The following is a 26,178-nucleotide window of genomic DNA, read 5'->3' as shown; positions in this document are numbered from 1 at the left end:
ATTACTCACTGTTTTTCGTTGTCATTCTGCAGGCTATGCAACTGCACAACCAGATCATTGCCAAGAATATCGACCACACGCACACGATCACCGACCTGCACCGGACTTAGAGTGCGGCAGTTCCATTCATCAGAACCGAGCACCGGCATCGGAAAACGGACTTTCACTTCGTCATGCTCCAGATTGGTCTGGATGACCATACCAATCTGGCCGATGGTGGCTTCCCGTGACAGGCCGGCTTTGGTTTTATCAATCGACAGTGGTTTAATAAATTTAAACCAGAGCAGGGTACACAGCACCGATAAAATGATCCACATCACCAGCTGCGTGGTGGTGCCCATCATCGGGAACAGCAGATATAAAACGCCCACCATCAGCGCGCCCACGCCAAACCAGAGCGCAGCAAAAGCCGGCAGCAGCAGCTCGGAAAGAATCAGCAAAATGCCTAAAACAAACCAGTGCCAGGGTTCAAGAACAAATTCCATACATCGACTCGTCGCGAATGATTGTAAAAAGAATCATTGATATAGATCAATCTGTATGCTGTTCAATGTAGCAGATGAGAACCGACTTGGATATGAAAAAATCCCCGATGTTAAAATTTGGCTTTGGGTGGTGGTGCCAAAGCGGCCGGAGATTTTTTAAAATCGCTGATGGCTTTTTCAATGGCGCGGATTTTCAGCTGGGCAGCTTTTTCACCTTCTAAAATGGTCTGGTTGCTGGCTTTTAAATCCAGTGTGCCAATATGACCAACTTTAGGCTGAATCACCACATTGGCCTGGCGCAGTTCTTCATGAATACTCTGCTGGCCCATAATGTTGATGGTCTGATCGAGCAGGCCCCACATATTCATAGGCGTATTGCCGGTTGGACGCGCGGAAATATCCACTGCAATGACCAGATCGGCGCCCATATCTTTGGCGGTTTTGACCGGAATCGGGCTGACCAGACCGCCATCGACATATTTGGTGCCGCCAATAGTCGCCGGCACAAACACATTCGGAATACTGCAGGAGGCACGTACCGCCTGACCGGCATTGCCTTTAATAAAGTCGGCTTTACGGCCATTGTCCAGACGGGTGGCGACCGCAGCAAAACGAATCGGGAACTGCTGGATGGCTTTGTTACCCACCTGCTGATTGACATAGTCCTGCAGTTTCTGGCCCAGCACAAAGCCCTGACGGTTCAGGGTTAAATCGCGAATATCGGATTCTTTAAAGTTTAGGGCCAGTTGCTGTAACTGATACGGTGATTTACCACTGGCATAAAGACTGCCGACAAAACTGCCGGCACTGGTACCGGTTACAATTTTCGGTTTAATGCCGTGTGATTCTAAAACTTTCAGTACGCCAATATGGGCAAAACCTTTGGCACCACCACCCCCTAAGGCAATGGCCACCACTGGTTCACGCACCTGAATGGGTGTCGGAGTCACTGGGGTTTGTACCGCCCGATCACAGCCGGAAAGTGCCAGCAATAACAGGCCGGCGGTCGAAAATTGCAGTAATTTCATGATTCGATAGGAGATTAATTCAACAAAATATGCGCACATCTCAGCAAAAAAATACGGTTTTGGCTAGTCTTTGGGCCAGCGTTTTTGTAACGGCTTGGCCAGCCAGTGCGGATTTTTGGCAGAAAACTTGCCTTCATAATGCTGATAAATCGCGTCTAAATCCTGTTCATAATGCCCAGTCGGATGAAACACACCAAGAATATGAATGGTCTTATGCGCATAATCAAAAGAGAACATCACAATCGGAATTTGTGCGCCATAGGCAATATGATAAAAACCGCTGCGAATCTGCTCGGCCTGTTTGCGCGTGCCTTCCGGCGCCATCCCGACCCAGATCTGTTCACGTTGCCGGATAATTTCAATAATCTGCTGGGTATGGCCCTGCGGCGCATGGCGAATTACCGGCACCACCCCAATCCACTCCAGCAGCGGTTTTAACGGTGTATTAAACAGGGTATGTTTGCCAAAAATGGTGACTTTTAGCCCCAGTCCGAGCAAAGCAGCGAAGCCATGCCAGGCATCAATATTGGAGGTATGCGGGGATATAATTGCCACCGCTTTGGGAAGGTTGGGAAATTCGCCTTTCAGCTGCCAGCCTTGGGCCAAAAAGAGCGATTTAAAAAAGCCTCGACTCAGGGCGCTGCCGCGGCCAGGTACTTGATCAGGTAAAACAGGAAATTGCTTGGTCATTGTTTTTATGTATTATCCTACTGAAACTCAGCCAAGTTTTACAAAATATTGCGACTTTATTCAATGGGGAAGCAGAGCAAAAATACGCTTTTGTTTGAGCAGTTTTGCCTGGAGCCATCCGCTTGGCCTGAAATAAAAAGGAATGTCCGCTGCTATGCCGAATCTTTATCTGTTGCTGTTTTCCCTGTATTGGGCGCAAGGTCTGCCGGTGGGCTTTATGACCCATGCCTTGCCGGTGATCTTACGGGCGCAAGGGGTATCGCTGGCGCATATTGGCGGTTTTGGCCTGTTAATGTTGCCCTGGTCGATTAAAATTTTCTGGGCGCCGTGGGTGGATCGCTTTGGCCGCAGCGCTCAGGGCCATTACCGTTCCTGGATTATTCCGACTCAGTTGCTGAGTGTCGTGGTGTTAATCGGGCTGTCATTTATCCCGATTCAGGCCCTGAATGAACCGCTGTATTTGTTTGGCTTTTTTGTCGGGCTGTTGCTGATGAATCTGGTTGGGGCCACGCAGGATATCGCCACCGATGGACTGGCGGTGAATATTTTAACTGGCCAGCAGCAGCACTGGGGCAATACCTTTCAGGTGATTGGTTCACGGCTGGGCTTTATTGTTGGTGGGGGCGCCATGCTCTGGGCTTTGGACTGGCTGCACTGGCAGGCCACGTTTCTGATGCTGGCGCTACTGGTATTTTTAAATACCTTGCCAATTTTACTGTATCGTGAACCGCAACATGCAGCCAAAATAGCGCAGAAGACCACGCCTTTTTCCTGGCAGGCTGTGCGCCAGTATCTGGGTTATTTTCGCCAGAGCCGCAGCTTGGCACTGTGGTTATGGGTGCTGCTCAGTTTTAAAATTGCCGATGGTCTGTCTGGTCCATTACTCAAACCGTTAATGGTCGATTTGGGCTTAAGTTTTTCCCAGATTGGTATTTATGTGACCATGCTAGGGGCGTTTGCGGCGTTACTCGGTGCAGGTGTGGCCGGCTTATTGCTCCGGGTGATGTCACGTGCTCAGGCTTTAGTGCTGTTTTCAGTGTTGAAAGTGCTGGCTTTAACTGCCTATAGCTGGCTGGCCTATCAGTATGAACAGCAGCAGGCGGTAGCACTGTGGCTGATTTATCTGATTAATGCGCTGGAAGATGGTATTTCGGCGATGCTGCTGGTGGTGATGCTCACTTTGGTGATGCACTATAGCCGCAAACAGCTGGCCGGTACCGATTTTACTTTTCAGGTGGCGCTGATGGCTACCGTCAGTGGTGGGCTGTATAGCCTCAGCGGCATACTGGGCGATCAGCTTGGTTATGCACGCTATTTAATGATGATTAGCGGGATTGCGCTGCTGTGTCTGCTTCCGATTCTGGTCTGGGCCAGAAGCCTGCCCAAAGATGAGGCGGTTCAGCACAAATAAACCCTTAAAAAAGAAAAAAAGCGATCCTGGAGGGAATCGCTGGAGTCGTAACTGGTTTATTAAAAATAATGGCCTTCCACCTTGACCCACAGCCGTTTGCTGAATGAATAGTGGCTGTGCTGATGTTATACAGTGAGGAGGGCACTTTCTTGGAATTGACCCTGAATATGGGCAGGGAGTGGTGTGCGATCCCGATGACAAGCAGTGTAGTGGCTGTTTATGACATATTTAAGACAGATGCAGGCGCTGACGTGCAGACTGTCGAATTCCTGTTCAATCAACTCATAGATCGATGCTCCTGATCAGAAAGACTGACTTTTGAATAAGCAAGATACTCATCAGCTGGTTTGGTTTAGATATTCCATTTTTAGTGATGAATCCTGTGATCAACTCGTCAATGACAAGTGGCGTTGGCTAAATCACAACGTCAATCATGCTTCATGCTGGTGCAGCTAAAATTCGAGGCCAATCCATCCCGGTAGAAAACTTAACATACCTAGTAAGACCGCGAAAATTCCATGCTAAAGCTGAGCTAAAAAATCGGCCAGCGCCAGCAGAATCGCTGATCTACTTCTTCAATACCTCATGTTGTTGCCGGTTGATTTAAGCAAAGCGTCATCAGTTTTATAAGTCGCTGATCCAGCAGCCAGAAAACTGTTAGTACCGGACTTATAAAAAAGCATCACCATCGAACTGGAAACCAAGGTGGGTTTGGGCGGCAACGTCGTGATTGATCAGTACAACTTGATAAGTCGATGCACCGGACAAGTCATTATCAGGCCATCAGGCTGAATTATAACGCTCAAAAACCGCTCCAATCAGATACAAAAGCAATAAACAGTTGGAAGATTTGGTTTTGTCCTGCCGGCGCAGGTTACGGATGATCAAGGCTCTTTTGATGATGTGTTTTCAAGGTTGAAGAATGAAACGGAGTATTTTTGCAGCGACTGCACTTTTGAGTATGAATATGGCTTTTGCTGCCGAGGGCAGTCATTTTGACTGGAGCTATGCGGCACAGACTGCGCCGGATAAATGGAGCCAGTTAAAACCGGAATATCAGGCCTGCGCTGGCATGAATCAGGCGCCCATTAATATTGCCCAGACCACACCGGCGCAGTTGCCGCCGTTAAAACTGAACTATGCGGCCAAGGCTAAAACCATTGTGAATAACCAGCGCACGGTTCAGGTCAATTTTGAGCAGGGTAGCCATTTAGAACTGGACCAGAAAGTCTTTGAGCTCAAGCAGTTCCATTTGCATAGTCCAAGTGAAAATACCATTCAGGGGCAAAGTTTTGCGATGGAGATGCATCTGGTACATGCCACACCTGCGGGTGAACTGGCGGTGCTGGCAATTATGTTTCAGGAAGGTCAGGAAAATCCGAAGCTGAAACAGCTGTGGCAGGAATTACCGCAGCAACCCGGTGAGGCCATTATTTTAAACCATCAGGATGTAGCCGCGGCATTTTTACCGGAGCAACGGGATTATTATCGTTTTAACGGCTCTTTAACCACGCCGCCGTGTACCGAAGGCGTGCGCTGGATTGTCTTCAAACAGATTCAGCAGGCCTCGAGACAGCAGATTCAGGCTTTTTCACAGCTGATGGAACATCCGAATAACCGGCCGGTACAGCCGACCAATGCGCGTCTGGTGCTGGAGTAATCGAATACGAAAAAAAAGCAGATCATCTGATCTGCTTCTTAATTTGGGATGTTTGGTTGTATGGATTAATGCAGGATTTTATCTAGGAACTGCTGGGCACGTTCACCGCGCTGGGTATTAAAGAATTCATCTTTGGTGCAGTCTTCGACAATTTTACCCTGATCCATAAAAATCACCCGGTTGGCGACCTGGCGGGCAAAGCCCATTTCATGGGTCACACACATCATGGTCATGCCTTCACGCGCCAGCTCGACCATTACGTCCAGTACTTCGGTAATCATTTCCGGGTCCAGCGCCGAGGTTGGTTCATCAAACAGCATGGCAATCGGGTCCATACTTAAGGCGCGGGCAATGGCAACCCGCTGCTGCTGCCCACCAGAGAGTTGCGCCGGAAACTTGTTGGCCTGTGAACTTAAACCAACCCGATCCAGATAGGCCAGCCCTTTCTGTTTGGCTTCAGTTTCCGAGCGGCCCAGTACTTTGATCTGGGCAATGGTCAGGTTTTCGGTAATGCTTAAATGCGGAAACAGCTCGAAATGCTGGAATACCATGCCGACACGACTGCGCAGTTTGTTCAGATTGGTTTTCGGATCGCTAATCGAAATCCCATCGACCAGAATCTGGCCTTTTTGAAACGGTTCCAGACCATTTACGGTTTTAATCAAGGTCGATTTTCCCGAACCCGATGGTCCACACACCACCACCACTTCTCCCTGACGAATCTGGGTGCTGCAATCGGTCAGGACCTGAAAATCCTTGTACCATTTGCTGACATTCTGGAGGTCAATCATAATCTTGGGTTCGGTCATACCGTCAGCCTCCTTTGTAGTTTTTTCACTGCATAGGTGGCGATTAAACTCACGCTAAAATACACCAGCCCGGCAAATAGAATATATTGGGTCAGCAGCGCCATTAAATCGCCACGGACATAATTGGTACGGAAGAAATCCAGCAGGCCAATGGCATAAACCATGGTGGAGTCCTGAAACAGGATGATGGTCTGCTGTAACAGCAGCGGGGTCATTTTTCGAAAGGCCTGCGGCAAAATAATCAGCCGCATCGACTGGCCATAAGTCATGCCCAGCGCATAGGCAGCCGCAGTCTGGCCTTTGGGAATGGACTGAATCCCGGCACGGACAATTTCAGAAAAGTAGGCCGCCTCAAATAGCATAAAGGCCACGATACTCGACACCAGTGCAGTATCAATGGTCAGGTAATTCCCGGTGAGGGCGGTGTAGAAAAATGGTACCGCAAAATAGAACCACATTAGCACCAGCAGCAAGGGAATCGAGCGGAACAGATTGACATAGCCTTGTGCAAACAGATTCAGTACGCGAATAGAAGACAGGCGCATTAACGCCAGCAGGGTGCCAATTAGAATACCGCCAATGGTCGCCATGACCAGCACTTTTAAGGTAATGGTAAAACCATGCCATAGCGCCGGCCCGGACAGTTGTAAATCATTTAAAAATGCAGTGAGCCATTCCATTATTTTTCTCCTGCAATCAGGCCGGGAACACGTAAACGTTTTTCCAGCAGGTTCATGCCCTGAATCAGGCAAATATTAATCACAATAAAAATAACGGTGACAATGGTATAAATTTCAATGGTGTTTTGCGTGTACTCACTGATGGTTTTCATTTGCGAGATAATTTCAGCCACCCCAACCAGAGAGGCGACCGAGGTGTTTTTAACGCAGTTGGTCAGCTCCGAGCTTAACGGCGGCAAAATGGTGCGAAATGACTGCGGCAAAATTACATAGCGATATAACTGCGCGGTACTAAAACCCATGGCATAGCCGGCATTGATCTGTCCACGTGGCAGGGCTTCAATACCGGTGCGCACCTGTTCACAGACCCGTGCCGCGGTAAACAGTCCCAGCCCGATACTGGCTGAAATCAGCGCTGAAGTATGCGCGCCTAAATCATTCATCCACCAGCTTTTGATGGGTGCTGGCAGGAAATTGGGCACCACATAGAACCAGATAAACAGCTGGATCAGCAGCGGTACATTACGAAAAATGGTGACATAGGCGGTGCCAATCGTGCGGGCGGTTTTGCTGGGCAGGGTTCGCATAATCCCCAAAATGCTGCCCAGTAGCATGGCAATACTCCAGGCCACAATGGCAATCACCAGCAGCCAGCCCAGACCGGCGAGAATCCAGTGCAGATAGGTACTGTCGCCAATGCCGGTAGACTGAAACAGGACACCCCAGTTCCAACTATAATTCATACGTCCTCCTCAAAAACTCAGGTAAAGCATCCATGTTTACCTGAGTCGGTTTATGTTGGAGTGTTACTGATCACGATCGTGCGGATTGGCAATCAGGTCTTTCAGCTGATCGGACATTTCAAAGTTCAAGTTGATGTTCTTTGGAGGAATTGGCTGTTGGAACCATTTGTTATACATCTGGTTAATTTCACCCGAGCTATAGGTGGCTTTAATGGCATCATCCACCACCTGTTTAAATTCAGCATCGCCTTTACGCAGCATACAGCCGTAAATTTCCTGAATTGGCGCCGTGCCGACAATTACCCATTTGTCTGGATCGGTGGCTTTGGATTTTTCACCGGCCAGCAGAATATCATCCATCATAAAGGCAGCGGCACGGCCACTTTGTAGCATCAGGAACGATTCGGCATGGTCTTTGGCTGAAATAATTTCGCCAATGCCGAGTTCTTTTTCATGCTGGCGGATATAACGTTCAGAGGTGGTGCCGGCGGTGGTGACCAGTTTCTTGCCTTTTAAGTCAGCAAAATCCTGAATGCCGGAATCTTTGGCGGTCAGTAAACGTGAACCCACCTGGAAGAAACCGACCGAGAAAGCCACTTGCTGCTGGCGTTCCTGATTGTTGGTGGTCGAGCCACACTCTAAATCGACCGTCCCGTTAGAGACCAGTGGAATCCGGTTCTGGCTGGTAACCAGATTGTAGCGGATTTTCAGATCTGGCATCTCCAGTTTCTGTTTTAGCGCTTCCACCACTTTTAGTTGCAGGTCATGCGCATAACCGACCGGCTGATTTGGCGTATCGGCAATATAGGAGAAGGGAATGGATGAGTCACGATAACCCAGCACAATGGTGCCGGACTTTTTGATTTTCTCTAAGGTGCCCGAACTCGAGGCAGCGGCATTGGTGTTGCTATTGGCATCAGCTGGAGCTTTATTGTCACTACAAGCACTGAGGCCAAGCATGAATGCGCTGGCACAAAACAGGGAGGTGAGGGTGCGTTTAGAGGTCATGTACAAAACTCCTTTTGTATTGATTATTGGTCATTTGCTGTTATTCATGGCAATTCCAATCCTGGAACTGATTTATCAGGTAATGAAGCAAATGAGATTGTTTTAATTATCTCTGCACAACGGCATAGCTTCATCTTAAGCGAGATTTCCAGCATTGCTCAAGCGAAATTTTTAACCGTTTTGTTAATGATAAATCGTTATGAAATAACCACTTTTTAGATAAATAGCAGCAAAAAGCATGAATAAAATACAGCAGGAACTGTGCCAGTCTTGGGCCATTAAAGACCAAGATATGACCAAAGTTGAGATAAAACGGTTGGGCGAAGGTGGATGAACCGGCACAGAGATTTAAAACACGCGATTAATCTACCCGTAAGGTATTGATGGCTTCAGTCCAGTGACAGCTGTCACAACGCGGGCAGATCTGCTCGGCACTTTGCAAAAAATCGGTATAGCCACAGTATACGCAGGCGTAATGGGTATGCGGTTTAACGTCGGTGATTTCCTGACAGGCTTTGGGAAACAGGGGTAAACCGTACCGCACCTGATCATTGGAGAAAAACAGGATGCTGAACTTGCCATCATTTTCGAGTAAACCGACCCGTACCTGTCCCAGATGTTCGACCCCTTGCTGGCGCATTTCGGCAAAGAATTCATCGTGCGACATTTTACCGCGTTTAATCTTTTCTAAGACCAGCTCGCCATCTTCGACAATATACAGCGACTTGCCTTCCAGCAGATCTTCAAAGGGCTGGTATTTCATCATTAACCAGGTCACCAGACGATACAGGAAAATCACGATGCTCATGATTAGCAGGGCCTGAATCAGCGGCAGATCTTCGGTGAACATCGGGTCGCCGGCAATTGAACCCAGCGATAGAATAATCGCCAGTTCAAAAATTGACAGCTGGCGCACACCACGTTTTCCAGTCAGACGTAAAAAGATAATGATCATGCTGAACATAAGGATGGCACGCACGCTAATTTCAGCAGCAAAAGCCCAGGTGGTGTCATGAATAAAAATACTGGCCCAATCCATGTGAATGTCCTTTTTATAATCTGTTGGTCTTTGTTGATACTATGCATGAATTGCGGCGGCTGAATGTTTATAGTTGCGTAATAAACTGCAATGATTTGAGTGACTTGGTTAATTCAAAAAATTACCTGATCTGAAGCCATGTAATGTTAAGGCTTATTTGCTCAGGATTTTGCTTTGCTTCAGTTTTACTGAGATGAGTCAAAAAATACTTTCACATAAATCAGGTATAATTTCTCTTTTGCTTTTATCTTCCCTATGCCTTTTGCGCTGAAAACCATGCCAAACATGGTGCTTGAAGTCTTACCACAGCATCAGAAGCTGAATCGTTTAATTGATGAGATTGAACAGCAGAAACAGTTATTGCTTGCATGGCAACATGCCCAAGATGACATTCGTGCCTATAGTCAAAAGGTGCTGATGCCTGCGTATCGTGAGTTATATAGCACTTTGTATGAACAGATGAAGACACTTTGGAATGGTCTAAGTAGTTATAGTTTCACGAAATCAAATACAGCATTGGTGGAAGATAAAATCCAAACTTTAGCGCGCTTACTACAAGGTTCACATTTGCTGAGTCAAAAGCAGTTAGATGAAGTGGAAAAAATGCATGTCTATTATCGGCAGGCAGATGAATACAGCAAGAAAAAAAACAAGAAGAAAAATATAGACACTTTTGATGAGCCTGAAACTGAAACAGTCCAAGCCGATGATGTATTTGAAGATTGGAATAATGATCAATACCAACAAGCACGTGAGCAAGCCAAGTTAAAACGTCAGCAAGAAAAACAAGCGCAAGCTGAAAAGATGGTGAATCAATCACTCAAAACTGTGTATCTCAAGATTGCTTCCATCATTCACCCTGATCGTGAGCCCGATGAAGCTAAAAAAGAGGAAAAGACCGAGCTTTTACAATGTGCCAATGAAGCATACGAACAGGAAGATTTATTCTTTTTACTGAAACTTCAGCTTGAAGTTGAGCAAAGTAAAAACGGTTCAAACAAAGGTTTAAGCACAGAACAATTCAAGTTTTACCAACAGGCGTTAGAAGCACAAAGCCAGTCCTTAAAACAGCAGATGCAGGAATTGATTAACTCGCTTGTATGGTCAAATAAAGCCAAAATTGCGGTGCAAAAGTCCAAAGGGCAGCTCAATATTGAGCAGTTGTATAAACAGATTGATGCGGATGTGTCGAACGTGAAGCATCAGTTAAAAGCGGAGAAGCAACGGCTGAGTTTTATGGGGAAAGAGAGTGGGCTAGGGATGTTGTTGGAGCATGGGGTTTTGTAAAGAATATAGTTTTTTTGAACTAAGCAAAAAGTTTGTATGCTATTCATTATGCTAAAATATTACAGAAATTGAGATTAGCGTTGAAGTCAGTGAATGAGCAATTTAGATTTAAGCATTTATCAAACGAGTGAAAAATTATCGGCACAACAAAAAAAGTTTAATCGGTTGCTTGAAAAAATTGAGCAATTACAAATGGTATTGGCGGACTGGCAACAAGCGCAAAAACAAGTACAAGAGGATGCAAGAGATGAGCTATTACCTGTATATCGTCAGTGGCACCACGTTTTGTTCGCTCAATTAGAGACGCTTTGGCAATATAAAAATACGCATAAAATCGCAAAAACATATTTAGTGCGTTTAGATGAAAAAATTTCAATTTTAGCGAGTCAGCTGCTTAATAATCCGAATCTTTCTGAACAACAACATGAGTTGACGCTTATCATTGCTCAACATTATGAGCTGATAGAAGAAAGTGCTGATGCTGAAGAAGTCAGCTCTCATGTAAATGATCATTCGCATCAAGCGTATGATGCTGATGAAATGATGCAAAAACAAGCCATAAAAGAAATGATAGCAGACCAAATCGGGGTACCCGTAGCTTGGCTTGACTTTGATTTGGATCTCAATAATCTCGACGCGTTTATGGAAAAAGTAAAAGATAAATTAGATCGAGAAGAAGCAAATTTTATTCAAAATCAGCTTAATGAAGATGAGCGTGATGAATATCAAAAGTTTGCTGAAAAGGAAAAAAAGAAAATTTTAAAGAAGCAAACACAGCTTGAAGAAGCGAAAAAAATGGCAGGGCAATCTCTAAAAAGCATTTATTCAAAAATTGCTGCCTTAATTCACCCTGATCGAGAGCAAGATGAACAAAAGCGCATTGAAAAAACCGAATTATTACAGCAAGCAAATGCTGCATTAGAGGAAAAAGATTTACTTACTCTTTTGAAATTGCGTGTTTTTACAGCGCAAGGTGATCAGGAACAGGCAACAAAAATCGCGAATGAGCATTTGAAATCTTATAATTTATTGTTGGAAGAGCAAGTAGAGAAATTACAATTTGAAATAGATGATATTATTTATTCATTTGATTGGATCGGCTCTGGTTTTTACAAACAGCGTTTTAAACCTGTTGATTTGATAAAAAAATATCAACGCGATTTAGCAGATATTCAAGCAAAACTGTTAAGAGATGAAAAGCGTTTAAATGATTATAAGGATTTTGATTACTTAAAAATTTTACTGAAAAGCAGAGCATTTAGTTGGTCATTTGAGTAATTTTTAGCATTGATTGTCATTCAGAGCATCGTCATTTTGACGATGCTTTTTTATGCACTTTAACCCGCTGATTATTCGCCTTCGCCAAATCCATGTGCCATACCGCCACCGATGCTGAAAACTTGATGTGGCAACTGTTACGTGCCAAGCGGTTTATGAATCTGAAATTCCGTCGTCAGCATGTGATTGAGCCGTATATTGTGGATTTTTACTGTCATGAAATTGGTTTGGTCATTGAGTTGGATGGTGGTCAGCATGGCATTTATAAAGAAATAGAATCTCATGCTGAATGTATGATTTTTTAATTCTTCAGATCAAAATATGAAAATTGCAATTATAGATATAATTGCAATTTAAGAGAGTACAAGAAGGTGGCTTAGTGATTAAAAATTATAATTTCGAAAAATCTATATTAGTAAAAACATTGATGATATCTATATCATTTTTTTCTAAATAGTCTTTAATATATAAGGCTAGATTTGAATTTCCTAATGTGACTTTTAGATTTATTCTATTATCTTCAATTTCAACCGTATGAAATAAACCACTTTCTTCTAGCATCTCGAAATCATCTCTAACATTGGGGTAGTTCGTTTGTCGTTTGAATTGCGAGAATTTCATTATCAGCGCGCCATTTCCTGAATCACTCCAGTGGGATTCTTGAAAAATGTAACCTAAAATATGTCGAGTAATTTTAGGTAGGCGCTGTAATTCAATAATTATATCTTCAATTATAATGTTAACTTCTTCTACTTTATTAAACTCTTGATCACTAGCATTTTGATCTATAATATAATTTACCAGTTTATCGGCACTTTTAAATTTTGGAGTGGGTTTTACTTCGATATATTTATTTAAATCAGTTGGAAAGTTCCCATTTATATCTTGAATTTCCAACTCAATTAAAACTTTTGCTGTTTCTTTGCTAATTTTTTTATAAATTTTCTCTAATTTATCTAGCTCTAAAGTAATGATCTCTCGGCATAAGTCAGTAAAGTCGAGTATATTTTTTTCAGAAAAATTAAAAATTCTTTTATTTTTTAAATTCTTAAGACTATAAGATTTTTGCTTTGGTTGTAATATTAAAATATTAATGGTATTAAATTCTTGCTCTCTCCCTGAACATTTTACCAAAGTCTTTTTAATTTTATCTAACTTATTTGTTGATGTGATTTGATAAGCGATTTTTCTTGATTTATCTCCAAGATCAATACCAGGTTCATTTGAACGTTCTGAGTTTAAGTTTACTAAGTTATAATCATATATTTGATTCAGTAATTCTTTACAAAAATCTTCCAAATAGAGATTTAAATCATTTTGATTTAATCCAACTCTTAGTTTTATTTGACTTGAAATTAATGCTAGATTGTCTATTATTTGTGCAATGTAGTATCCACGCGTAATCATTATATTTTGCTCGTAATAAAGGGCTGAATAATCAGCCCTTTATACATACATTAGATCAAACTAACAACACCTTAAAGCGCTGCAATCTGCTCCATATTCGCCTTAATCTTCGCTAACTGATCAGCAAACTCAGCAAGTTTCACTTTCTCACCTTCAACCACAGCGGCAGGTGCTTTCGCGACAAAACCTTCATTGCCAAGTTTAGTCGCAATTTGGTCATGTTGCTTTTGAACCTTGTCTAAGTCTTTTTGTAGACGACTCAATTCCGCTTTAGGGTCAATTAAACCCTTCATTGGAACAAATACAGACACATGACCGACAACAGATGAAGAAGACAATGGTGGTTGTTCGGCATCAGCCAAGAAGGTAATGCTTTCAACTTTAGCCAATGCCTTAAACAACGGTTCAATACGCGCGATTTGAGCTTTTTCAGCTTCAGTCGTGTTTTGAAGTAAAACTGGCAACAAGCGAGCATTACCTAAGCCCATTTCACCACGGATGTTACGTACCGCACCAATCAAACCTTGAAGCCATTGCATATCTGCTTCAGCTTGTTCGTTAATTAATGCTTGGTCAGCAACAGGGTACTGTGCGAGCATAATCGTTTCGCCAGAAATGTTGAGTTTCGGCGCAAGTGTTTGCCAGATTTCTTCTGTTAAGTAAGGCATCAACGGATGTGCCAAACGTAAAGAGGCTTCCATTACAGAAAGAAGCACACGACGCACTTCAGCTTTACGTTCAACCGATACGTTTTCGTCATTCAGAACCGGTTTCGTCAGCTCGACATACCAGTCACAGTATTCATTCCAAATGAACTCGTAAATCGCCTGTGCAGCCAAGTCTAAACGATAGGTCGCAAAGGCTTGTTGAACCGCAGCTTCCGCTTTTTGTAGACGGCTGACAATCCACTGCTCAGGCAATTCCCAAAGGTCTTGACGAACGTCTTGACCAATCACTTGCTCTTCGCAGTTCATCATCACGAAACGGGTTGCGTTCCAGATTTTGTTGGCGAAGTTACGGTAACCTTCAACACGTTTCATGTCGAACTTAATGTCACGACCTGTGTTGGCAAGCGCACAGAAGGTGAAACGAACCGCATCTGTACCGTAAGACTGAATCCCTTCAGGGAATTCTTTACGGGTCGATTTTTCAATCTTCGCTGCTTGTTTCGGATTCATCAAACCTGTGGTACGTTTTTGTACTAAAGTTTCAAGATCAACACCGTCAATCAAATCTAATGGGTCAAGCACGTTACCCTTAGATTTAGACATCTTCTGACCTTCGCCATCACGTACCAAACCGTGTACATACACAGTTTTGAATGGTACTTGTGGCGTGCCATCTTCATTTTTCATGAAGTGCATCGTAAGCATGATCATACGAGCAACCCAGAAGAAGATGATGTCAAAACCTGTCACCAATACATCAGTCGGGTGGAAAGTATTTAAGAAATAGTTTTCTTTGTCTTTCGCTTCGTCACCTGTCCAACCTAAAGTTGAGAATGTCCAAAGACCAGAAGAGAACCATGTATCGAGTACGTCTTCGTCTTGGTTCAATTCAACTTCAGGGGCAATACCGTTTTTCGCACGAACTTCTTCTTCGTTACGACCCACGTAAACATTACCTTCTGCATCGTACCAAGCAGGGATACGGTGACCCCACCACAATTGACGCGAGATACACCAGTCTTGAATATTATTCATCCACGCCATGTACATGTTGCTGTACTGCTCAGGCACGAATTTGATACGACCGTCTTGAACCGCTTCAATCGCAGGTTTCGCAAGCGGTGCAATTTTTACATACCATTGATCCGTCAATAACGGTTCAACGATGACACCTGAACGGTCACCGCGAGGTGGTTTCAAGGTGTATGGTTGAATTTGGTCTAACCAGCCTTCAGCTTCTGCTTGTTCGACTAACTTTTTACGTGCTTCAAAACGCTCTAAACCAATGTAGTCTGCAGGGGCAGGAATGGTTTTAGAAATTTGCTCGCCCGCTTTCGCGATGTATTCAAACTCAGCCAACACTTCAGCATTTTTGTTGAAGATGTTGATGATTGGCAATTCGCAGCGTTTACCGACTTCATAGTCATTGAAGTCATGCGCAGGGGTAATTTTTACACAGCCGGTACCGAATTCTTTGTCGACATATTCATCTTTAACGATTGGAACCGCACGACCAGTAATTGGCAGGATGATATTTTGACCGACCAAGTGCGCATAACGTTCATCATCAAGGGCAACCGCAACCGCTGTATCACCCAACAATGTTTCAGGACGCGTGGTTGCAACCACGATGTGATCTTTACCATCGTGCGTGCGAAGTGACTTATCTTCAAAGAAATATTTGAAGTGCCAAAGTGAACCTTGTTCTTCTTTATCAGACTCAACTTCTAAGTCAGAAAGGGCAGTTTGTAATTTAGGATCCCAGTTGACCAGGCGTTTACCGCGGTAAATCAAACCTTCTTCGTGCAGTTTTACAAACACTTCTTTCACTGCGTTGGATAAACCTTCATCCATGGTGAAGCGTTCACGTGACCAGTCCACAGAAGAACCTAAACGACGGATTTGACGGGTAATGTTACCGCCAGATTGTTCTTTCCATTCCCATACTTTTTCAATGAACTTTTCACGGCCTAAATCATGACGGCTAATGCCTTGTGCACCGAGCTGACGCTCTACCACCATTTGTGTTGCAATACCGGCGTGGTCAGTCCCCGGTTGCCATAAGGTATTTTTACCTGACATACGGTTATAACGGGTTAATGCATCCATGATGGCATTGTTAAAACCATGACCCATGTGCAAGCTACCGGTGACGTTTGGTGGCGGAATCATGATACAGAAAGACTCGCCTTTTTGAGACGGCTTGAAGTAACCGCGCTCTTCCCAGGTTTGGTACCATTTTTTCTCGATCTCGGTCGGATCGTAAGTTGTAGCAATATTTTGCGCTGAATCAGTCATAGTTCGAACAGATCAAAAGTAGATAAAAAATTGCATCTATTGTAGCAAAAAAAATGGCGACTTAGGCAGCCTGAATCATTGGCTTGTTTAAGCAATTGGCATCTGCACTTACTCGTCGTATGATGTAGGCAAATAACAATGCGCAAAGTTCGCAGAACAACGACGAAAAAAAGCGAGAACAACAATGACCTATTCAATCGCACTAAAATTAAGCCCAGCTACCTATCAGCGTTTTCAGCAGTTACATCAACAGTTTAACCAGGGTAATCCGCACAGTCTGGCCAAGCCTTTAGGCGAGGTGCTGTCACATATTTCCTGTGAAATTGTCGATCAGGTGTTTGGTGAAATTGCCCGGACCAGCAGCTCGCCCGACCGTGAATCGGAAAAGATTGTGCAGCAGGTGATGGATACCGTGCAAAAATATATGCCATGGTCGGTGTCATTTTTTGGCAATGACCGTCTGGTGCCGATGGTGAATTATCTGCAACAGAAAACCTATGAAAAAGAGGGGCAGGCCTATGTGGCCTATCCGGTCGATAATGTGCTGATTAAAGAAACCTTGGGTTGTGTCGAACAAATCCGGCAGGGCAATAGTGCCTATATCCAGCCAGCCTTTCGGGCTTTTACCCAGATTGTCGATCAGGGCGTGACCAGTCTGGTCCGCGAGCCAAAGAAAATGCTGAAGTTTAATTTTATGGTCGATAAAACCCTGACCGGGGTGATTCAGCTGACCACCCAGCTTGGCTATAAGCGGCTGGAAAAACTCGGCACCCAGTTTGATACCCGCATAACGGAACAGTATTTCAATCATTTTCTGGGCTTTGTGGGCAATGACCCGCAGCCAGAGCGCGGTTACACTGATATTCATCACAACAAATGAACGTATAGAGGGACAGATTCATGGCCAAGCAGGATTTAACAGGAAAAGTGGTGTGGATTACCGGGGCATCTTCCGGATTGGGCAAAGCCTTGGCCAAAGAATGTGCCTTGCAAGGTGCCGACGTCATTCTGACCGCACGCCGTTATGAAGAACTAGAAAAGGTGCGCGTGACTTTACTGAACCCGGAACGCCATGTGTCAGTTTGTGCCGATATTACCGATGAATCACAGGTACGGCATGCTTATGCGCAGGTGTTAGCGGCCAAAGGCCGGATAGACTGGCTGATTAACAATGCCGGTCTCAGCCAGCGCGCGCTGATTCAGGACACCACCATGCAGACAGAACGTGCCATTATGGAAGTCGATTATTTCTCGCAGGTGTTCCTGACCAAAACCGTGTTACCGACCTTTATTGCCCAGAAATCGGGACGGATTGCCTTTGTCTCTAGTGTCGCCGGTTTGCTCGGCACCCAGTACCGTGCCTCTTATTCGGCGGCCAAAGCCGCAATTCATATGTGGGCCAACAGTTTGCGTGCGGAAGTGGCGCAAGAGGGTGTCAAAGTTTCGGTAATTTTCCCCGGCTTTGTCAAAACCAATGTGTCCTTTAATGCCTTAAATGGCGAAGGCAAACCGCAGGGCCATCAGGATGAAGCAATTGAAAATGGTCTGGAGCCGGACCTGTTTGCCCAGACCACGGTCAGTGCCTTGCTGGCGGGAGAGGAATATATTGTGGTTGGTGGCGCCAAGGAAAAACTGGGGGTTTGGGTGTCGCGTTTATCGCCAAGTACGCTGTATAAAATGATCCGTAAAATGAAGGTGAAGTAATACGTTCCAGAGCATTTGACGAGATGAAGACAGATCAGGCCATCAGCTTATTTCTTGATGGCCGTCCCATACGCAAACACTTCCACCATCCCACCTTGCATCCCCAGTTCGGTGGTGCTTAAACGCAGGCCTAAAATCTGGGTGGCGCCCATTTTCTCGGCTTCCAGCTTTAAGCGTACAATTGCTTCGCGGCGCGCACGTTCCACCACACTTTCATAACTGGTCAGGCGGCCACCGAGTAAATTCTGCACATTGGCAATTGCATATTTAAAGTAATCATGTGAAATCACCACATTGCTGCTGACCAGTTGGCCGGGTAGGTCAGTGCTTTTAAAGCGGCTGCTGTCGAGCTGGATATAGGCCAGTCGCTGTTCCTGTTCAGCCAGATATTGAAAATGCTTGCGTTCGTTATAACGGCCAAAACCAAAGCCAACGGCAAACAGGACCGCAAAAATCAGCAGCTGCAGGAGCAATCCATCCATGACTTAGTCCTGTGCAGGGAAGGGATCAGGCAGTTTTGGCATGATTGGATCGACAATCACCGCCGTGCCATAAACAAAAAGTTCAGATGCACCCTGGGCAATGTTGGAGGTGGAAAAACGGATTCCGACAATCGCATTGGCCCCCATGCTGCGCGCTTTGTCGATCATCCGGTTCATGGCTTCCTGACGCGATTCTTCCAGCAGTTCGGTATAGGCTGTCAGCTCACCACCGACAATATTTTTCAGTCCGGCCAGCAGGTCACGGCCGACATGCTTGCTGCGTACCGTGCTGCCATATACCACATCAATTTGCTGGCGAATGGTGTGTCCGGGTACAGATTCCAAATTACTCAGTAACATGTGATGACCAATAACAATAGATTGCTGATGAAGATAGAAAAACTGCGGGTAAAATGCAATCAAAAACATCTCTTTTGTAGTTTTATACGGGCAGATGTGCATCCAATCCTTTGGCGAGTCACTACAAGCAAAACATGATTTCTTAGCTTTGCTCATCACTCTATCGAGCTACTTTTATTTAATGGATGATCCAGGCACATCATCAGGCAAAGAAAAAGCCAGTCAGCGCGAGGCTCACTGGCTTGATTATCAAGCGATGAGGATGAAATCACCCTGCTGCTTGAGGCTACAACTCAGACAATCTTATTGCTGAGCAGCGCGGCGTTGTTCTGCCACAGACGGCTGCTGGGTCACTTGATCTGAAGTGTTGGCTTTCAGGCCGCCACCCAAGGTTTTGTACAGTTCCACCTGATTGTTCAGATTGGCCTGTTCCAGCAATAACAGCCCTTGCTCGGCTGCATAAGAGGCACGCTGTGCATCCAGTACGGTCAGATAGCTGTCAATGCCGGCACGGAAACGGGCTTCCGACAGACGATAGGTGGTATTGGTGGCTTCAACCAGACGGCGCTGTGCGGCAATCCGGTCACCAATATTTTCACGCACTGCCAAGGCATCATTCACTTCACGGAAAGCGGTCTGAATCGACTTTTCATAATCTGACAGCGCAATCTGCTGATCGGTTTCTGAAATGCGGATATTGGCCTGACGTGTGCCCCAGTCAAAGATTGGAATATCCAGACTTGGACCAATTGACCAGACAAAGTTACCTGATTTGAACAGGTCACTTAAATCGGCCGAGGCATAACCGGCGGAACCGGTCAGGCTGATGGTCGGGAACAGACGGGCACGCGCTGCGGCAATATTGGCACCTGCAGCAGACAGACGGTATTCCGCTGCACGAACATCGGGACGGTTTACCAGCAGATCACTTGGTAAGCCGGCACCAATTGCAGTATTGGAGGTAATGCGGGTAATACGCTGTGCCGGCAGCAGATTGGCCGGAACCGGTTGACCCACCAGCAGATTCAGCAGGTTCTGTGCCTGCGCCACCTGAGTCTTATAGTTGGCCACATCATTACGTGCGGTTTCGACTGAAATTTGCGCCTGACGTACCGGAAGTTCACTGTCGATGCCAACGTCAAAACGTTTTTTGTTCAGGTTATACGATTCAAGCTGGGCCTTTAAAGTTTGCTCGGCCAGTTTCAGGTTGGCATTGGCAAAGGAATAGCTGAGCCAGGCCTGAGACACCTGACCAATCAGGGCAATTTGCGTGGCATCACGGGCACTTTGGGTGGCCAGGAAATTATCCAGTGCATTGTCACGCAGGCTGCGGACCCGACCCCAGAAATCCAGCTCATAGGCGGTGACCCCTAAACCTACGTTATAGGAGGTGCTTGGGCCACGACCCTGATTGCTCATGGTGTCCTGACGTAACACGCTGCCACTGGCGCCAATGGTCGGTAACTGGTTATTTTCAGTAATCTGGTACTGTTGCTGGGCACGCTGGATGTTCAGCGCCGCAGTACGTAAATCACGGTTATTGGTCAAGGCCAGATCCAGCACCTGTAACAGGCGCTGATCGGCAAAGAAATCTTTATAACCCTGTTCTGCAACAGAGCTTCCGGAAGCATTGCTATAGCTGCTCGGAATATTCGCCTGAGCAACCGGCTCTGGCCCGCGCATGCTCTGACAGGCTGTCAAAGCAAGCGCAAGGGCAGAAACCGCAATACCACGGCCTGTAAGAGACCATAAGTTTTGCATCACGATACATGCTCCTGATGATTTTGTTGTTTTGGTTTGTATTTAAAGATACTTCGAATCCACACGTAGAATACCGGGATAAAGAAGATACCCAACAAGGTCGAACTGATTACGCCGCCCAGAACACCATAACCGACCGAGTGCTGGCTACCTGCACCTGCACCTGAAGACAGGGCCAGCGGCAGTACACCAAAACCGAAGGCTAAAGTGGTCATGATAATTGGACGTAAACGCATTTTTGCCGCATGTAAAGTGGCTTCAAACAGGTCTTCACCTTTTTCCTGCAACTCTTTGGCGAATTCGACAATCAGGATCGCGTTTTTCGCAGACAGACCAATCACCGCAATAATCGCCACCTGGAAGTAGATGTTATTCGACAGGTTCGGGTTCTGGAACAGCACCATCCCGCTGAAGGTCAGGAACAGGGCACCGACAATACCTAATGGTACGACCAGTAATACCGAGAACGGAATTGACCAGCTTTCATACAGCGCTGCCAGACACAGGAAGACGATTAACAGCGACAGGGCATACAGGAATGGTGCCTGATCACCCGATTCACGTTCTTCCAGTGACAGACCGGTCCATTCATAGTCGAAACCTTGCAAGCCCATGTCTGGCAGCTTGGCAATAATTTCTTCCATGGCCACCATCGCATCACCCGAGCTGACGCCAGGCGCTGGTGTACCCTGAATGTTCATGGAGGATACGCCGTTATAACGCTCTAAACGTGGTGAACCATAAGTCCATTCACCGGTTGCAAAGGCCGAGAATGGTACCATTTCGCCGCGGTTATTACGTACATACCATTGATCGAGGTCTTCCGGCATCATACGTGAGCCTGCTTCACCCTGAACATAGACTTTCTTGACACGACCGCGGTCGATAAAGTCATTGATGTACGAACCACCCCAGGCCATGCCCATGGTGCTGTTAATTTCAGCAATACTCACGCCCAAGGCACCGGCCTGCGCATGGTCCACAATCACGCGGTACTGTGGTGTATCTTCCTGACCATTTGGACGAACCCCGGCCAGACGTGGATCTTTGGCTGCTTCACCTAAAATGATGTTACGTGCCATGGTCAGTTTTTCATGACCCTGACCGCTGGCATCTTTCAGCTGCAGGTTAAAGCCGGCACTCACGCCCAGTTCAGGCATGGCAGGCAATTGCAGTGGCATGATGTAAGAAGCATCTTTAACAATCATGTTCAGTGCCATACCACGCTGGATAATCGCACCGACCTGAGATTCTGGCGAAGTACGTTCTGACCAGTCTTTCAGCTTAATGAAGGCCAGACCTGCGTTTTGTCCAACCCCGGTGAAGGAGAAGCCGGCCACACTAAACACAGACTCGACATGCTCTTTCTCATTTTCCAGGAAGTAGTTGGTCATGGTGCTGACGACTTTGTCAGTCCGTTCCAGACTGGCATTTGGTGGCAATTGCACCAGTGTCATCACCACACCTTGGTCTTCATCCGGCAGGAATGAAGATGGCAGTTTCTGGAATAACAGCACAATCACAACCAGCACTGCACCGTAAATAATTCCGGAGAAAATCTTGCTGTGGGTCATACGGTTCACACCGCCCTGATATTTCACCGACAGCTTGTCAAAGCTGCGGTTAAACCAGCGGAAGAAACGCGCAAACAGACCGTTGCTTTCTGGCTTGTTCGGATCATGCTGTTTCAGCATGGTCGCACACAGGGCAGGGGTAAAGGTTAAGGCTACAATCAGCGACAGTACCATTGCCGTGACCAGGGTCACCGAGAACTGACGATAAATCACCCCGGTCGTACCACCGAAGAATGCCATTGGTACGAATACCGCAGACAGCACCGAGGTAATCCCGATTAACGCGCCAGAAATCTGTTTCATTGACTTTTCAGTGGCTGCCACAGGGTCGAGATGTTCTTCGACCATGACACGTTCCACGTTTTCCACCACGACAATCGCGTCATCGACCAGCAAACCAATCGCCAGAACCATCGCAAACATGGTCAGGGTGTTAATCGAGAAGCCGAACATGTTGATGACGGCAAAGGTCCCCAAGACCACCACCGGTACGGCCATGGTTGGAATAATAGTGGCGCGCCAGTTCTGCAGGAACAGGAACATCACCAGGAATACCAGAATAATCGCTTCAATTAAGGTTTTAACAACACTCTTAATCGACAATTCAATAAATGGTGTGGTGTCAAAGGCCAGCTGATCGACCATCCCTTGCGGGTAGTTTGGACGTAACAGCTTTAAGCGCTCTTCAACGGCTTGGGCGGTATCCAGCGCGTTGGCACCAGTTGCCAGTTTAATCGCAACACCACCGGCAGGTTTGCCGTTGAATTTGGAATCAAACTGATAGTTGTCTGCACCGAGTTCTACACGCGCTACATCACCCAGACGCACCTGTGCACCTGAAGCAGTATTTTTCAGGAAGATATTGCTGAACTGTTCTGGGGTTTGCAGCAGGCTTTGTGCCGTTACGGTTGCGTTGAGCACCTGACCTTCTATGGCGGGTGCACCACCTAACTGACCGACAGCGACCTGGGCATTCTGGGTACGAATGGCTGTGGCAATATCACTTGGGGTGACTTGCAGGCTGGCCATTTTGGCTGGGTCCAGCCAGATGCGCATTGCATAGGAACCACCAAACACCTGAACTTCACCGACCCCCGCCACACGGCTTAAGGGTTCAGAAATATTGGAGTTAACATAGTCTTTGATGTCATTTGCTGACATGCTGCCATCAGGCGAATAGAAGGCCAGAACTTGCAGGAAGCTGGCGCCTGATTTGGTGACCCTCACCCCTTGACGCTGGACATCTTCCGGCAGCAGGGCAGTGGCAGACTGTAATTTGTTCTGTACCTGAACCTGGGCAATGTCAGGATCGACGCCTTGTTCAAAGTTCAGCGCAATAGACGCAGAACCGTTACCGGCACTGTTCGATGAAATATAACGCAAGCCATCGAGACCATTCATCTGCTGTTCAATAATCTGGGTTACTGTATTTTCAACAGTTTCAGCCGAAGCACCCGGATAAGTCGCAGAAATGGTGACCGTTGGCGGCGCAATGGTCGGATACTGGGCAATGGGCATATTGGATAGGGTTAGAATACCCGCCAACATGATCACCAGTGCAATCACCCATGCAAAAATCGGGCGATGAATAAAAAATTGAGCCATTGAAGTCTACCCCTTATGTATTTGAAGTAGCTTTTTGTTCAGCCTGAGCATCCGCCTGATCTGCTGGTTGTTTTGCCTTATCTGATGCAGCAGGTTGCTGGGCACCTTGTGGCGCGGCAGCTTGCGGTTGATATGGTTTGGCTACCACTTTCTGTTCCGGCTTGACTTTGGCAATGCCTTCTACAATAACTTTGTCACCGGTTTGCAGACCTTCAGTCACAATCCAGTCTTTACCCTGAATACCGGCTGTGGTCACTGGACGTGGTTCAACCACACCTTTGGCATTGACCAGCATCGCCATGGCCTGACCGGTTGGGGTACGGGTAATGGCAGCTTGTGGAATCAGCACGGCATTTGGAATTACCCCTTGCACAATCTGTGCAGTGGCAAACATGCCAGGCAATAACAGATGGTTTGGATTCGGGAATACCGCACGTAAAGTCACGGTACCCGTATCCGGATTGACGCTGGCATCGGAGAACGCCAGACGGCCTTCAACCGGATAATAGCTGCCGTCTTCCAGTTTCAGTTTGACTGTGGTGTTGTTGCTGCTGTTTAAATCACCTTTGCTGAGTTGCTGGCGTAAACGTAGCAGTTCAGCACTTGACTGGTTGATATCCACATAAATCGGGTCCAGACGCTGAATCGTCACCAGCGGTTCCTGCTGGCTGGCAGTCACTAACGCACCTGCCGTCACGGTAGAACGGTTGGTCTGACCTGAAATTGGCGCACGTACGGTTGAGTAACCCAGGTTAATTTCTGCATTGCGCAGTTCGGCACGGGTGGCCGCGACATCTGCTTCTGCCAGTTTCACCTGCGCCACAATGTCATCATATTCCTGTTTGGAAATGGCATTGCTGCCCACCAATTGACGATAACGGCCTTCTTTAACACGTAAAACGTTCAGATTGGCCTGCTGACGTGCCAATGCTGCACGGGCACTATCTACCGATGCACGGTTGGTCCGTGAATCAATTTCATATAAGGCCTGACCTTCACGTACATAGCTGCCTTCGGTAAACAGACGTTTCTGCACCACACCGCTGGTTTGCGGGCGAACTTCAGAAATTTCAAAGGCAGTGGTACGGCCGGAAAGTTCAACAGACTGCTCGACACTTTGTGGCTGTACAACAATGACCCCAACTTCTGTTGGAGGCATTTGCTGCTGGGCTGCAGCTTGCTGCGCATCATTTGGATCTTTGCTACAACCCACAAGCGCGATGCTTGTGGCCAATGCGCAAGCAGTGAGGGCAGGGGCCCAAAGCTTTGCAGACATCATTCTTCCACCTCAATTAGATTTTTATCTATCTAAAAATTATTCATTGGTTTGCGCTGGCTGTACTTGATCAAGATCAGATAGAGCAGCGTGATCCAGATAAAACTTATGCTCCAGCCTGACAGGACATCTGAGGGAAAATGTACGCCAAGATACACTCTTGAAATTCCCATCAGCAACATCCACATAACAGCACATATTACAATGGCTTTATGTGCGGGATGTTGCATTGACACATAAATTGCAAGACAGCCCAGCGTTGCGGCATAAAAACTGTGTGCGCTGGGAAATGAGGCACCATAGCTATTGACCAGATGATACATTTCTGGCGGGCGCTCTCTTGCAATCAGATACTTGAGCATCCAGGCAATGGCAAAACTCCCCATCAGTCCAATGCTGACCAGCACGATATTTGCATATTCCTTCTGCCTGGCCAGATACAGACACCAAAGACTGGATAAAAATAATACAAATGGCATGCCACCAACGACAGATAATCCCGTCATTAGTGAATTCAACATCTCGTTACGGTGCTGGCTGAACCAGTCTACAATTGCCGAATCAAGGGCAGTGAGCGCTGGAACATAAAGCATTAACACGCTGAAAAAACACAACAAACCACCGAGATAAAGCAAAAAATTAGGCATGCCGAAATCCTGGTTAGTTTAGCTGATCCGAGCGCAGTCCGGTAATGGATTAAAGTGTACTCGCCAGTACACTTCATTTCAAGCCTGTATAAATTATGCTAATTTCTTTTTCAATTCTTTTTAACACATGACAAAATAAATTAACAAATTCCTCTGTACACGACAAAAATAGATAACTCATTGAAATAATGTCACAATAATTGTTTTCTAACGACGAATACTATGACACATCTCAATGAGTTATATCTTATCTTAAACAAATCTCTAAAATGGAACAA

22 protein-coding genes and 1 pseudogene are annotated in these 26,178 nt (G+C 46.1%); 7 read left to right on the top strand and 16 right to left on the bottom strand.

Annotated elements, in window-relative coordinates; genetic code table 11:
• Positions 1-5 precede the first annotated feature (5 nt).
• From FTU69_RS12970 to FTU69_RS12960, 3 genes are all read right to left on the bottom strand, one after another.
• On the bottom strand, positions 6-485 hold the full coding sequence (locus FTU69_RS12970) for an NfeD family protein (protein ID WP_005176030.1): 480 nt from the start codon (positions 483-485) through the stop codon (positions 6-8).
• Positions 486-595: 110 nt separating this feature from the next.
• On the bottom strand, positions 596-1,513 hold the full coding sequence (locus tag FTU69_RS12965; protein WP_180083616.1) for a patatin-like phospholipase family protein: 918 nt from the start codon (positions 1,511-1,513) through the stop codon (positions 596-598).
• 63 nt (positions 1,514-1,576) lie between these two features.
• A complete protein-coding gene (locus tag FTU69_RS12960; RefSeq protein ID WP_005176034.1) occupies positions 1,577-2,203 on the bottom strand; it encodes a 1-acyl-sn-glycerol-3-phosphate acyltransferase in 627 nt (208 codons plus the stop codon).
• 154 nt (positions 2,204-2,357) lie between these two features.
• Between FTU69_RS12960 and FTU69_RS12955 the strand changes: the two genes are divergently transcribed.
• Both FTU69_RS12955 and FTU69_RS12950 read left to right on the top strand, forming a co-directional pair.
• Complete coding sequence (locus FTU69_RS12955; RefSeq protein ID WP_180104001.1) at positions 2,358-3,614, top strand: MFS transporter; 1,257 nt, start codon at positions 2,358-2,360, stop codon at positions 3,612-3,614.
• 922 nt (positions 3,615-4,536) lie between these two features.
• A complete protein-coding gene (locus FTU69_RS12950) occupies positions 4,537-5,274 on the top strand; it encodes a carbonic anhydrase (protein WP_180104000.1) in 738 nt (245 codons plus the stop codon).
• A gap of 65 nt (positions 5,275-5,339) precedes the next feature.
• Here the strand turns inward: FTU69_RS12950 and FTU69_RS12945 are convergent, their stop codons facing one another.
• The 5 genes from FTU69_RS12945 to FTU69_RS12925 all read right to left on the bottom strand — a co-directional run bounded on the left by FTU69_RS12945 (position 5,340) and on the right by FTU69_RS12925 (position 9,553).
• The gene (locus FTU69_RS12945; protein WP_171249308.1) at positions 5,340-6,065 is read right to left on the bottom strand and encodes an amino acid ABC transporter ATP-binding protein; all 726 of its coding nucleotides are present in this window, start codon (positions 6,063-6,065) and stop codon (positions 5,340-5,342) included.
• 14 nt (positions 6,066-6,079) lie between these two features.
• The gene (locus FTU69_RS12940; protein WP_005176046.1) at positions 6,080-6,763 is read right to left on the bottom strand and encodes an ABC transporter permease subunit; all 684 of its coding nucleotides are present in this window, start codon (positions 6,761-6,763) and stop codon (positions 6,080-6,082) included.
• Positions 6,763-7,506 carry an amino acid ABC transporter permease gene (locus tag FTU69_RS12935; protein WP_005176049.1) on the bottom strand — a complete coding sequence of 248 codons (744 nt, stop codon included), beginning with the start codon at positions 7,504-7,506 and terminating at the stop codon, positions 6,763-6,765. Before FTU69_RS12935 ends, FTU69_RS12940 begins: the two co-directional genes overlap by 1 nt.
• 63 nt (positions 7,507-7,569) lie before the next feature.
• Complete coding sequence (locus FTU69_RS12930) at positions 7,570-8,514, bottom strand: transporter substrate-binding domain-containing protein (RefSeq protein ID WP_005176051.1); 945 nt, start codon at positions 8,512-8,514, stop codon at positions 7,570-7,572.
• Between the two features lie 361 nt (positions 8,515-8,875).
• A complete protein-coding gene (locus FTU69_RS12925) occupies positions 8,876-9,553 on the bottom strand; it encodes a DUF421 domain-containing protein (protein WP_005176055.1) in 678 nt (225 codons plus the stop codon).
• Positions 9,554-9,808: 255 nt separating this feature from the next.
• Here FTU69_RS12925 and FTU69_RS12920 point away from each other — a divergent pair, with 255 nt between their 5' ends.
• The 3 genes and pseudogenes from FTU69_RS12920 to FTU69_RS12910 form a co-directional block, all read left to right on the top strand.
• Positions 9,809-10,840: a molecular chaperone DnaJ gene (locus FTU69_RS12920; protein ID WP_180103999.1), complete on the top strand. Its 1,032-nt coding sequence runs from the start codon at positions 9,809-9,811 to the stop codon at positions 10,838-10,840.
• A 93-nt stretch (positions 10,841-10,933) separates the two neighbouring features.
• Positions 10,934-12,118 (top strand): molecular chaperone DnaJ, encoded by a 1,185-nt coding sequence (locus FTU69_RS12915; RefSeq protein ID WP_180103998.1) that lies wholly within the window; start codon positions 10,934-10,936, stop codon positions 12,116-12,118.
• Between the two features lie 71 nt (positions 12,119-12,189).
• Positions 12,190-12,408: pseudogene (locus FTU69_RS12910) on the top strand (endonuclease domain-containing protein); the annotation flags it as partial.
• A 100-nt stretch (positions 12,409-12,508) separates the two neighbouring features.
• On the opposite strand, the gene FTU69_RS12905 reads toward FTU69_RS12910, so the two are convergent.
• Together FTU69_RS12905 and FTU69_RS12900 are read right to left on the bottom strand one after the other, a co-directional pair.
• Positions 12,509-13,525 carry an SMEK domain-containing protein gene (locus FTU69_RS12905; protein WP_180103997.1) on the bottom strand — a complete coding sequence of 339 codons (1,017 nt, stop codon included), beginning with the start codon at positions 13,523-13,525 and terminating at the stop codon, positions 12,509-12,511.
• Between the two features lie 71 nt (positions 13,526-13,596).
• The gene (locus FTU69_RS12900) at positions 13,597-16,491 is read right to left on the bottom strand and encodes a valine--tRNA ligase (RefSeq protein WP_180103996.1); all 2,895 of its coding nucleotides are present in this window, start codon (positions 16,489-16,491) and stop codon (positions 13,597-13,599) included.
• Between the two features lie 184 nt (positions 16,492-16,675).
• On the opposite strand from FTU69_RS12900, the gene FTU69_RS12895 reads away from it, so the two are divergent.
• The gene (locus tag FTU69_RS12895; protein ID WP_005176074.1) at positions 16,676-17,371 is read left to right on the top strand and encodes a hypothetical protein; all 696 of its coding nucleotides are present in this window, start codon (positions 16,676-16,678) and stop codon (positions 17,369-17,371) included.
• A gap of 20 nt (positions 17,372-17,391) precedes the next feature.
• A complete protein-coding gene (locus FTU69_RS12890) occupies positions 17,392-18,195 on the top strand; it encodes an SDR family NAD(P)-dependent oxidoreductase (protein WP_075167550.1) in 804 nt (267 codons plus the stop codon).
• Positions 18,196-18,242: 47 nt separating this feature from the next.
• Here the strand turns inward: FTU69_RS12890 and FTU69_RS12885 are convergent, their stop codons facing one another.
• From FTU69_RS12885 to FTU69_RS12860, 6 genes are all read right to left on the bottom strand, one after another.
• On the bottom strand, positions 18,243-18,677 hold the full coding sequence (locus tag FTU69_RS12885) for a YbjQ family protein (protein WP_005176078.1): 435 nt from the start codon (positions 18,675-18,677) through the stop codon (positions 18,243-18,245).
• 3 nt (positions 18,678-18,680) lie between these two features.
• On the bottom strand, positions 18,681-19,037 hold the full coding sequence (locus tag FTU69_RS12880) for a YbjQ family protein (RefSeq protein ID WP_005176080.1): 357 nt from the start codon (positions 19,035-19,037) through the stop codon (positions 18,681-18,683).
• Positions 19,038-19,340: 303 nt separating this feature from the next.
• Positions 19,341-20,798, bottom strand: a complete 1,458-nt coding sequence (gene adeK / locus FTU69_RS12875) for a multidrug efflux RND transporter AdeIJK outer membrane channel subunit AdeK (protein ID WP_005176082.1) — start codon at positions 20,796-20,798, stop codon at positions 19,341-19,343.
• The gene (locus tag FTU69_RS12870; protein ID WP_016659891.1) at positions 20,798-23,977 is read right to left on the bottom strand and encodes an efflux RND transporter permease subunit; all 3,180 of its coding nucleotides are present in this window, start codon (positions 23,975-23,977) and stop codon (positions 20,798-20,800) included. The genes adeK and FTU69_RS12870 overlap by 1 nt, the downstream gene beginning before the upstream one ends.
• A 13-nt stretch (positions 23,978-23,990) precedes the next feature.
• Positions 23,991-25,256 carry an efflux RND transporter periplasmic adaptor subunit gene (locus FTU69_RS12865; RefSeq protein ID WP_005176086.1) on the bottom strand — a complete coding sequence of 422 codons (1,266 nt, stop codon included), beginning with the start codon at positions 25,254-25,256 and terminating at the stop codon, positions 23,991-23,993.
• Between the two features lie 29 nt (positions 25,257-25,285).
• Positions 25,286-25,900, bottom strand: coding sequence for a phosphatase PAP2 family protein (locus FTU69_RS12860; RefSeq protein WP_180103995.1), 615 nt, complete (start codon positions 25,898-25,900; stop codon positions 25,286-25,288).
• Positions 25,901-26,178 lie beyond the last annotated feature (278 nt).

The organism is Acinetobacter sp. YH12134, assembly GCF_013418555.1.
GTDB lineage: Bacteria > Pseudomonadota > Gammaproteobacteria > Pseudomonadales > Moraxellaceae > Acinetobacter > Acinetobacter indicus.
Note: the sequence above shows the minus strand (reverse complement) of the source record. Positions and strands in the feature narration are given on the sequence as shown.

Excerpts from the sequence above, each read along its gene's own strand:
- FTU69_RS12895 (WP_005176074.1), top strand. The coding sequence starts at position 16,676 with ATGACCTATTCAATCGCACTAAAATTAAGCCCAGCTACCTATCAGCGT.
- FTU69_RS12955 (WP_180104001.1), top strand. The coding sequence starts at position 2,358 with ATGCCGAATCTTTATCTGTTGCTGTTTTCCCTGTATTGGGCGCAAGGT.
- FTU69_RS12935 (WP_005176049.1), bottom strand. The coding sequence starts at position 7,506 with ATGAATTATAGTTGGAACTGGGGTGTCCTGTTTCAGTCTACCGGCATT.
- FTU69_RS12885 (WP_005176078.1), bottom strand. The coding sequence starts at position 18,677 with ATGGATGGATTGCTCCTGCAGCTGCTGATTTTTGCGGTCCTGTTTGCC.
- FTU69_RS12950 (WP_180104000.1), top strand. The coding sequence starts at position 4,537 with ATGAAACGGAGTATTTTTGCAGCGACTGCACTTTTGAGTATGAATATG.
- FTU69_RS12930 (WP_005176051.1), bottom strand. The coding sequence starts at position 8,514 with ATGACCTCTAAACGCACCCTCACCTCCCTGTTTTGTGCCAGCGCATTC.
- FTU69_RS12860 (WP_180103995.1), bottom strand. The coding sequence starts at position 25,900 with ATGCCTAATTTTTTGCTTTATCTCGGTGGTTTGTTGTGTTTTTTCAGC.
- adeK (WP_005176082.1), bottom strand. The coding sequence starts at position 20,798 with ATGCAAAACTTATGGTCTCTTACAGGCCGTGGTATTGCGGTTTCTGCC.
- FTU69_RS12960 (WP_005176034.1), bottom strand. The coding sequence starts at position 2,203 with ATGACCAAGCAATTTCCTGTTTTACCTGATCAAGTACCTGGCCGCGGC.
- FTU69_RS12905 (WP_180103997.1), bottom strand. The coding sequence starts at position 13,525 with ATGATTACGCGTGGATACTACATTGCACAAATAATAGACAATCTAGCA.
- FTU69_RS12880 (WP_005176080.1), bottom strand. The coding sequence starts at position 19,037 with ATGTTACTGAGTAATTTGGAATCTGTACCCGGACACACCATTCGCCAG.
- FTU69_RS12970 (WP_005176030.1), bottom strand. The coding sequence starts at position 485 with ATGGAATTTGTTCTTGAACCCTGGCACTGGTTTGTTTTAGGCATTTTG.
- FTU69_RS12925 (WP_005176055.1), bottom strand. The coding sequence starts at position 9,553 with ATGGATTGGGCCAGTATTTTTATTCATGACACCACCTGGGCTTTTGCT.
- FTU69_RS12900 (WP_180103996.1), bottom strand. The coding sequence starts at position 16,491 with ATGACTGATTCAGCGCAAAATATTGCTACAACTTACGATCCGACCGAG.
- FTU69_RS12870 (WP_016659891.1), bottom strand. The coding sequence starts at position 23,977 with ATGGCTCAATTTTTTATTCATCGCCCGATTTTTGCATGGGTGATTGCA.
- FTU69_RS12915 (WP_180103998.1), top strand. The coding sequence starts at position 10,934 with ATGAGCAATTTAGATTTAAGCATTTATCAAACGAGTGAAAAATTATCG.
- FTU69_RS12920 (WP_180103999.1), top strand. The coding sequence starts at position 9,809 with ATGCCTTTTGCGCTGAAAACCATGCCAAACATGGTGCTTGAAGTCTTA.
- FTU69_RS12945 (WP_171249308.1), bottom strand. The coding sequence starts at position 6,065 with ATGATTGACCTCCAGAATGTCAGCAAATGGTACAAGGATTTTCAGGTC.
- FTU69_RS12940 (WP_005176046.1), bottom strand. The coding sequence starts at position 6,763 with ATGGAATGGCTCACTGCATTTTTAAATGATTTACAACTGTCCGGGCCG.
- FTU69_RS12865 (WP_005176086.1), bottom strand. The coding sequence starts at position 25,256 with ATGATGTCTGCAAAGCTTTGGGCCCCTGCCCTCACTGCTTGCGCATTG.
- FTU69_RS12890 (WP_075167550.1), top strand. The coding sequence starts at position 17,392 with ATGGCCAAGCAGGATTTAACAGGAAAAGTGGTGTGGATTACCGGGGCA.
- FTU69_RS12965 (WP_180083616.1), bottom strand. The coding sequence starts at position 1,513 with ATGAAATTACTGCAATTTTCGACCGCCGGCCTGTTATTGCTGGCACTT.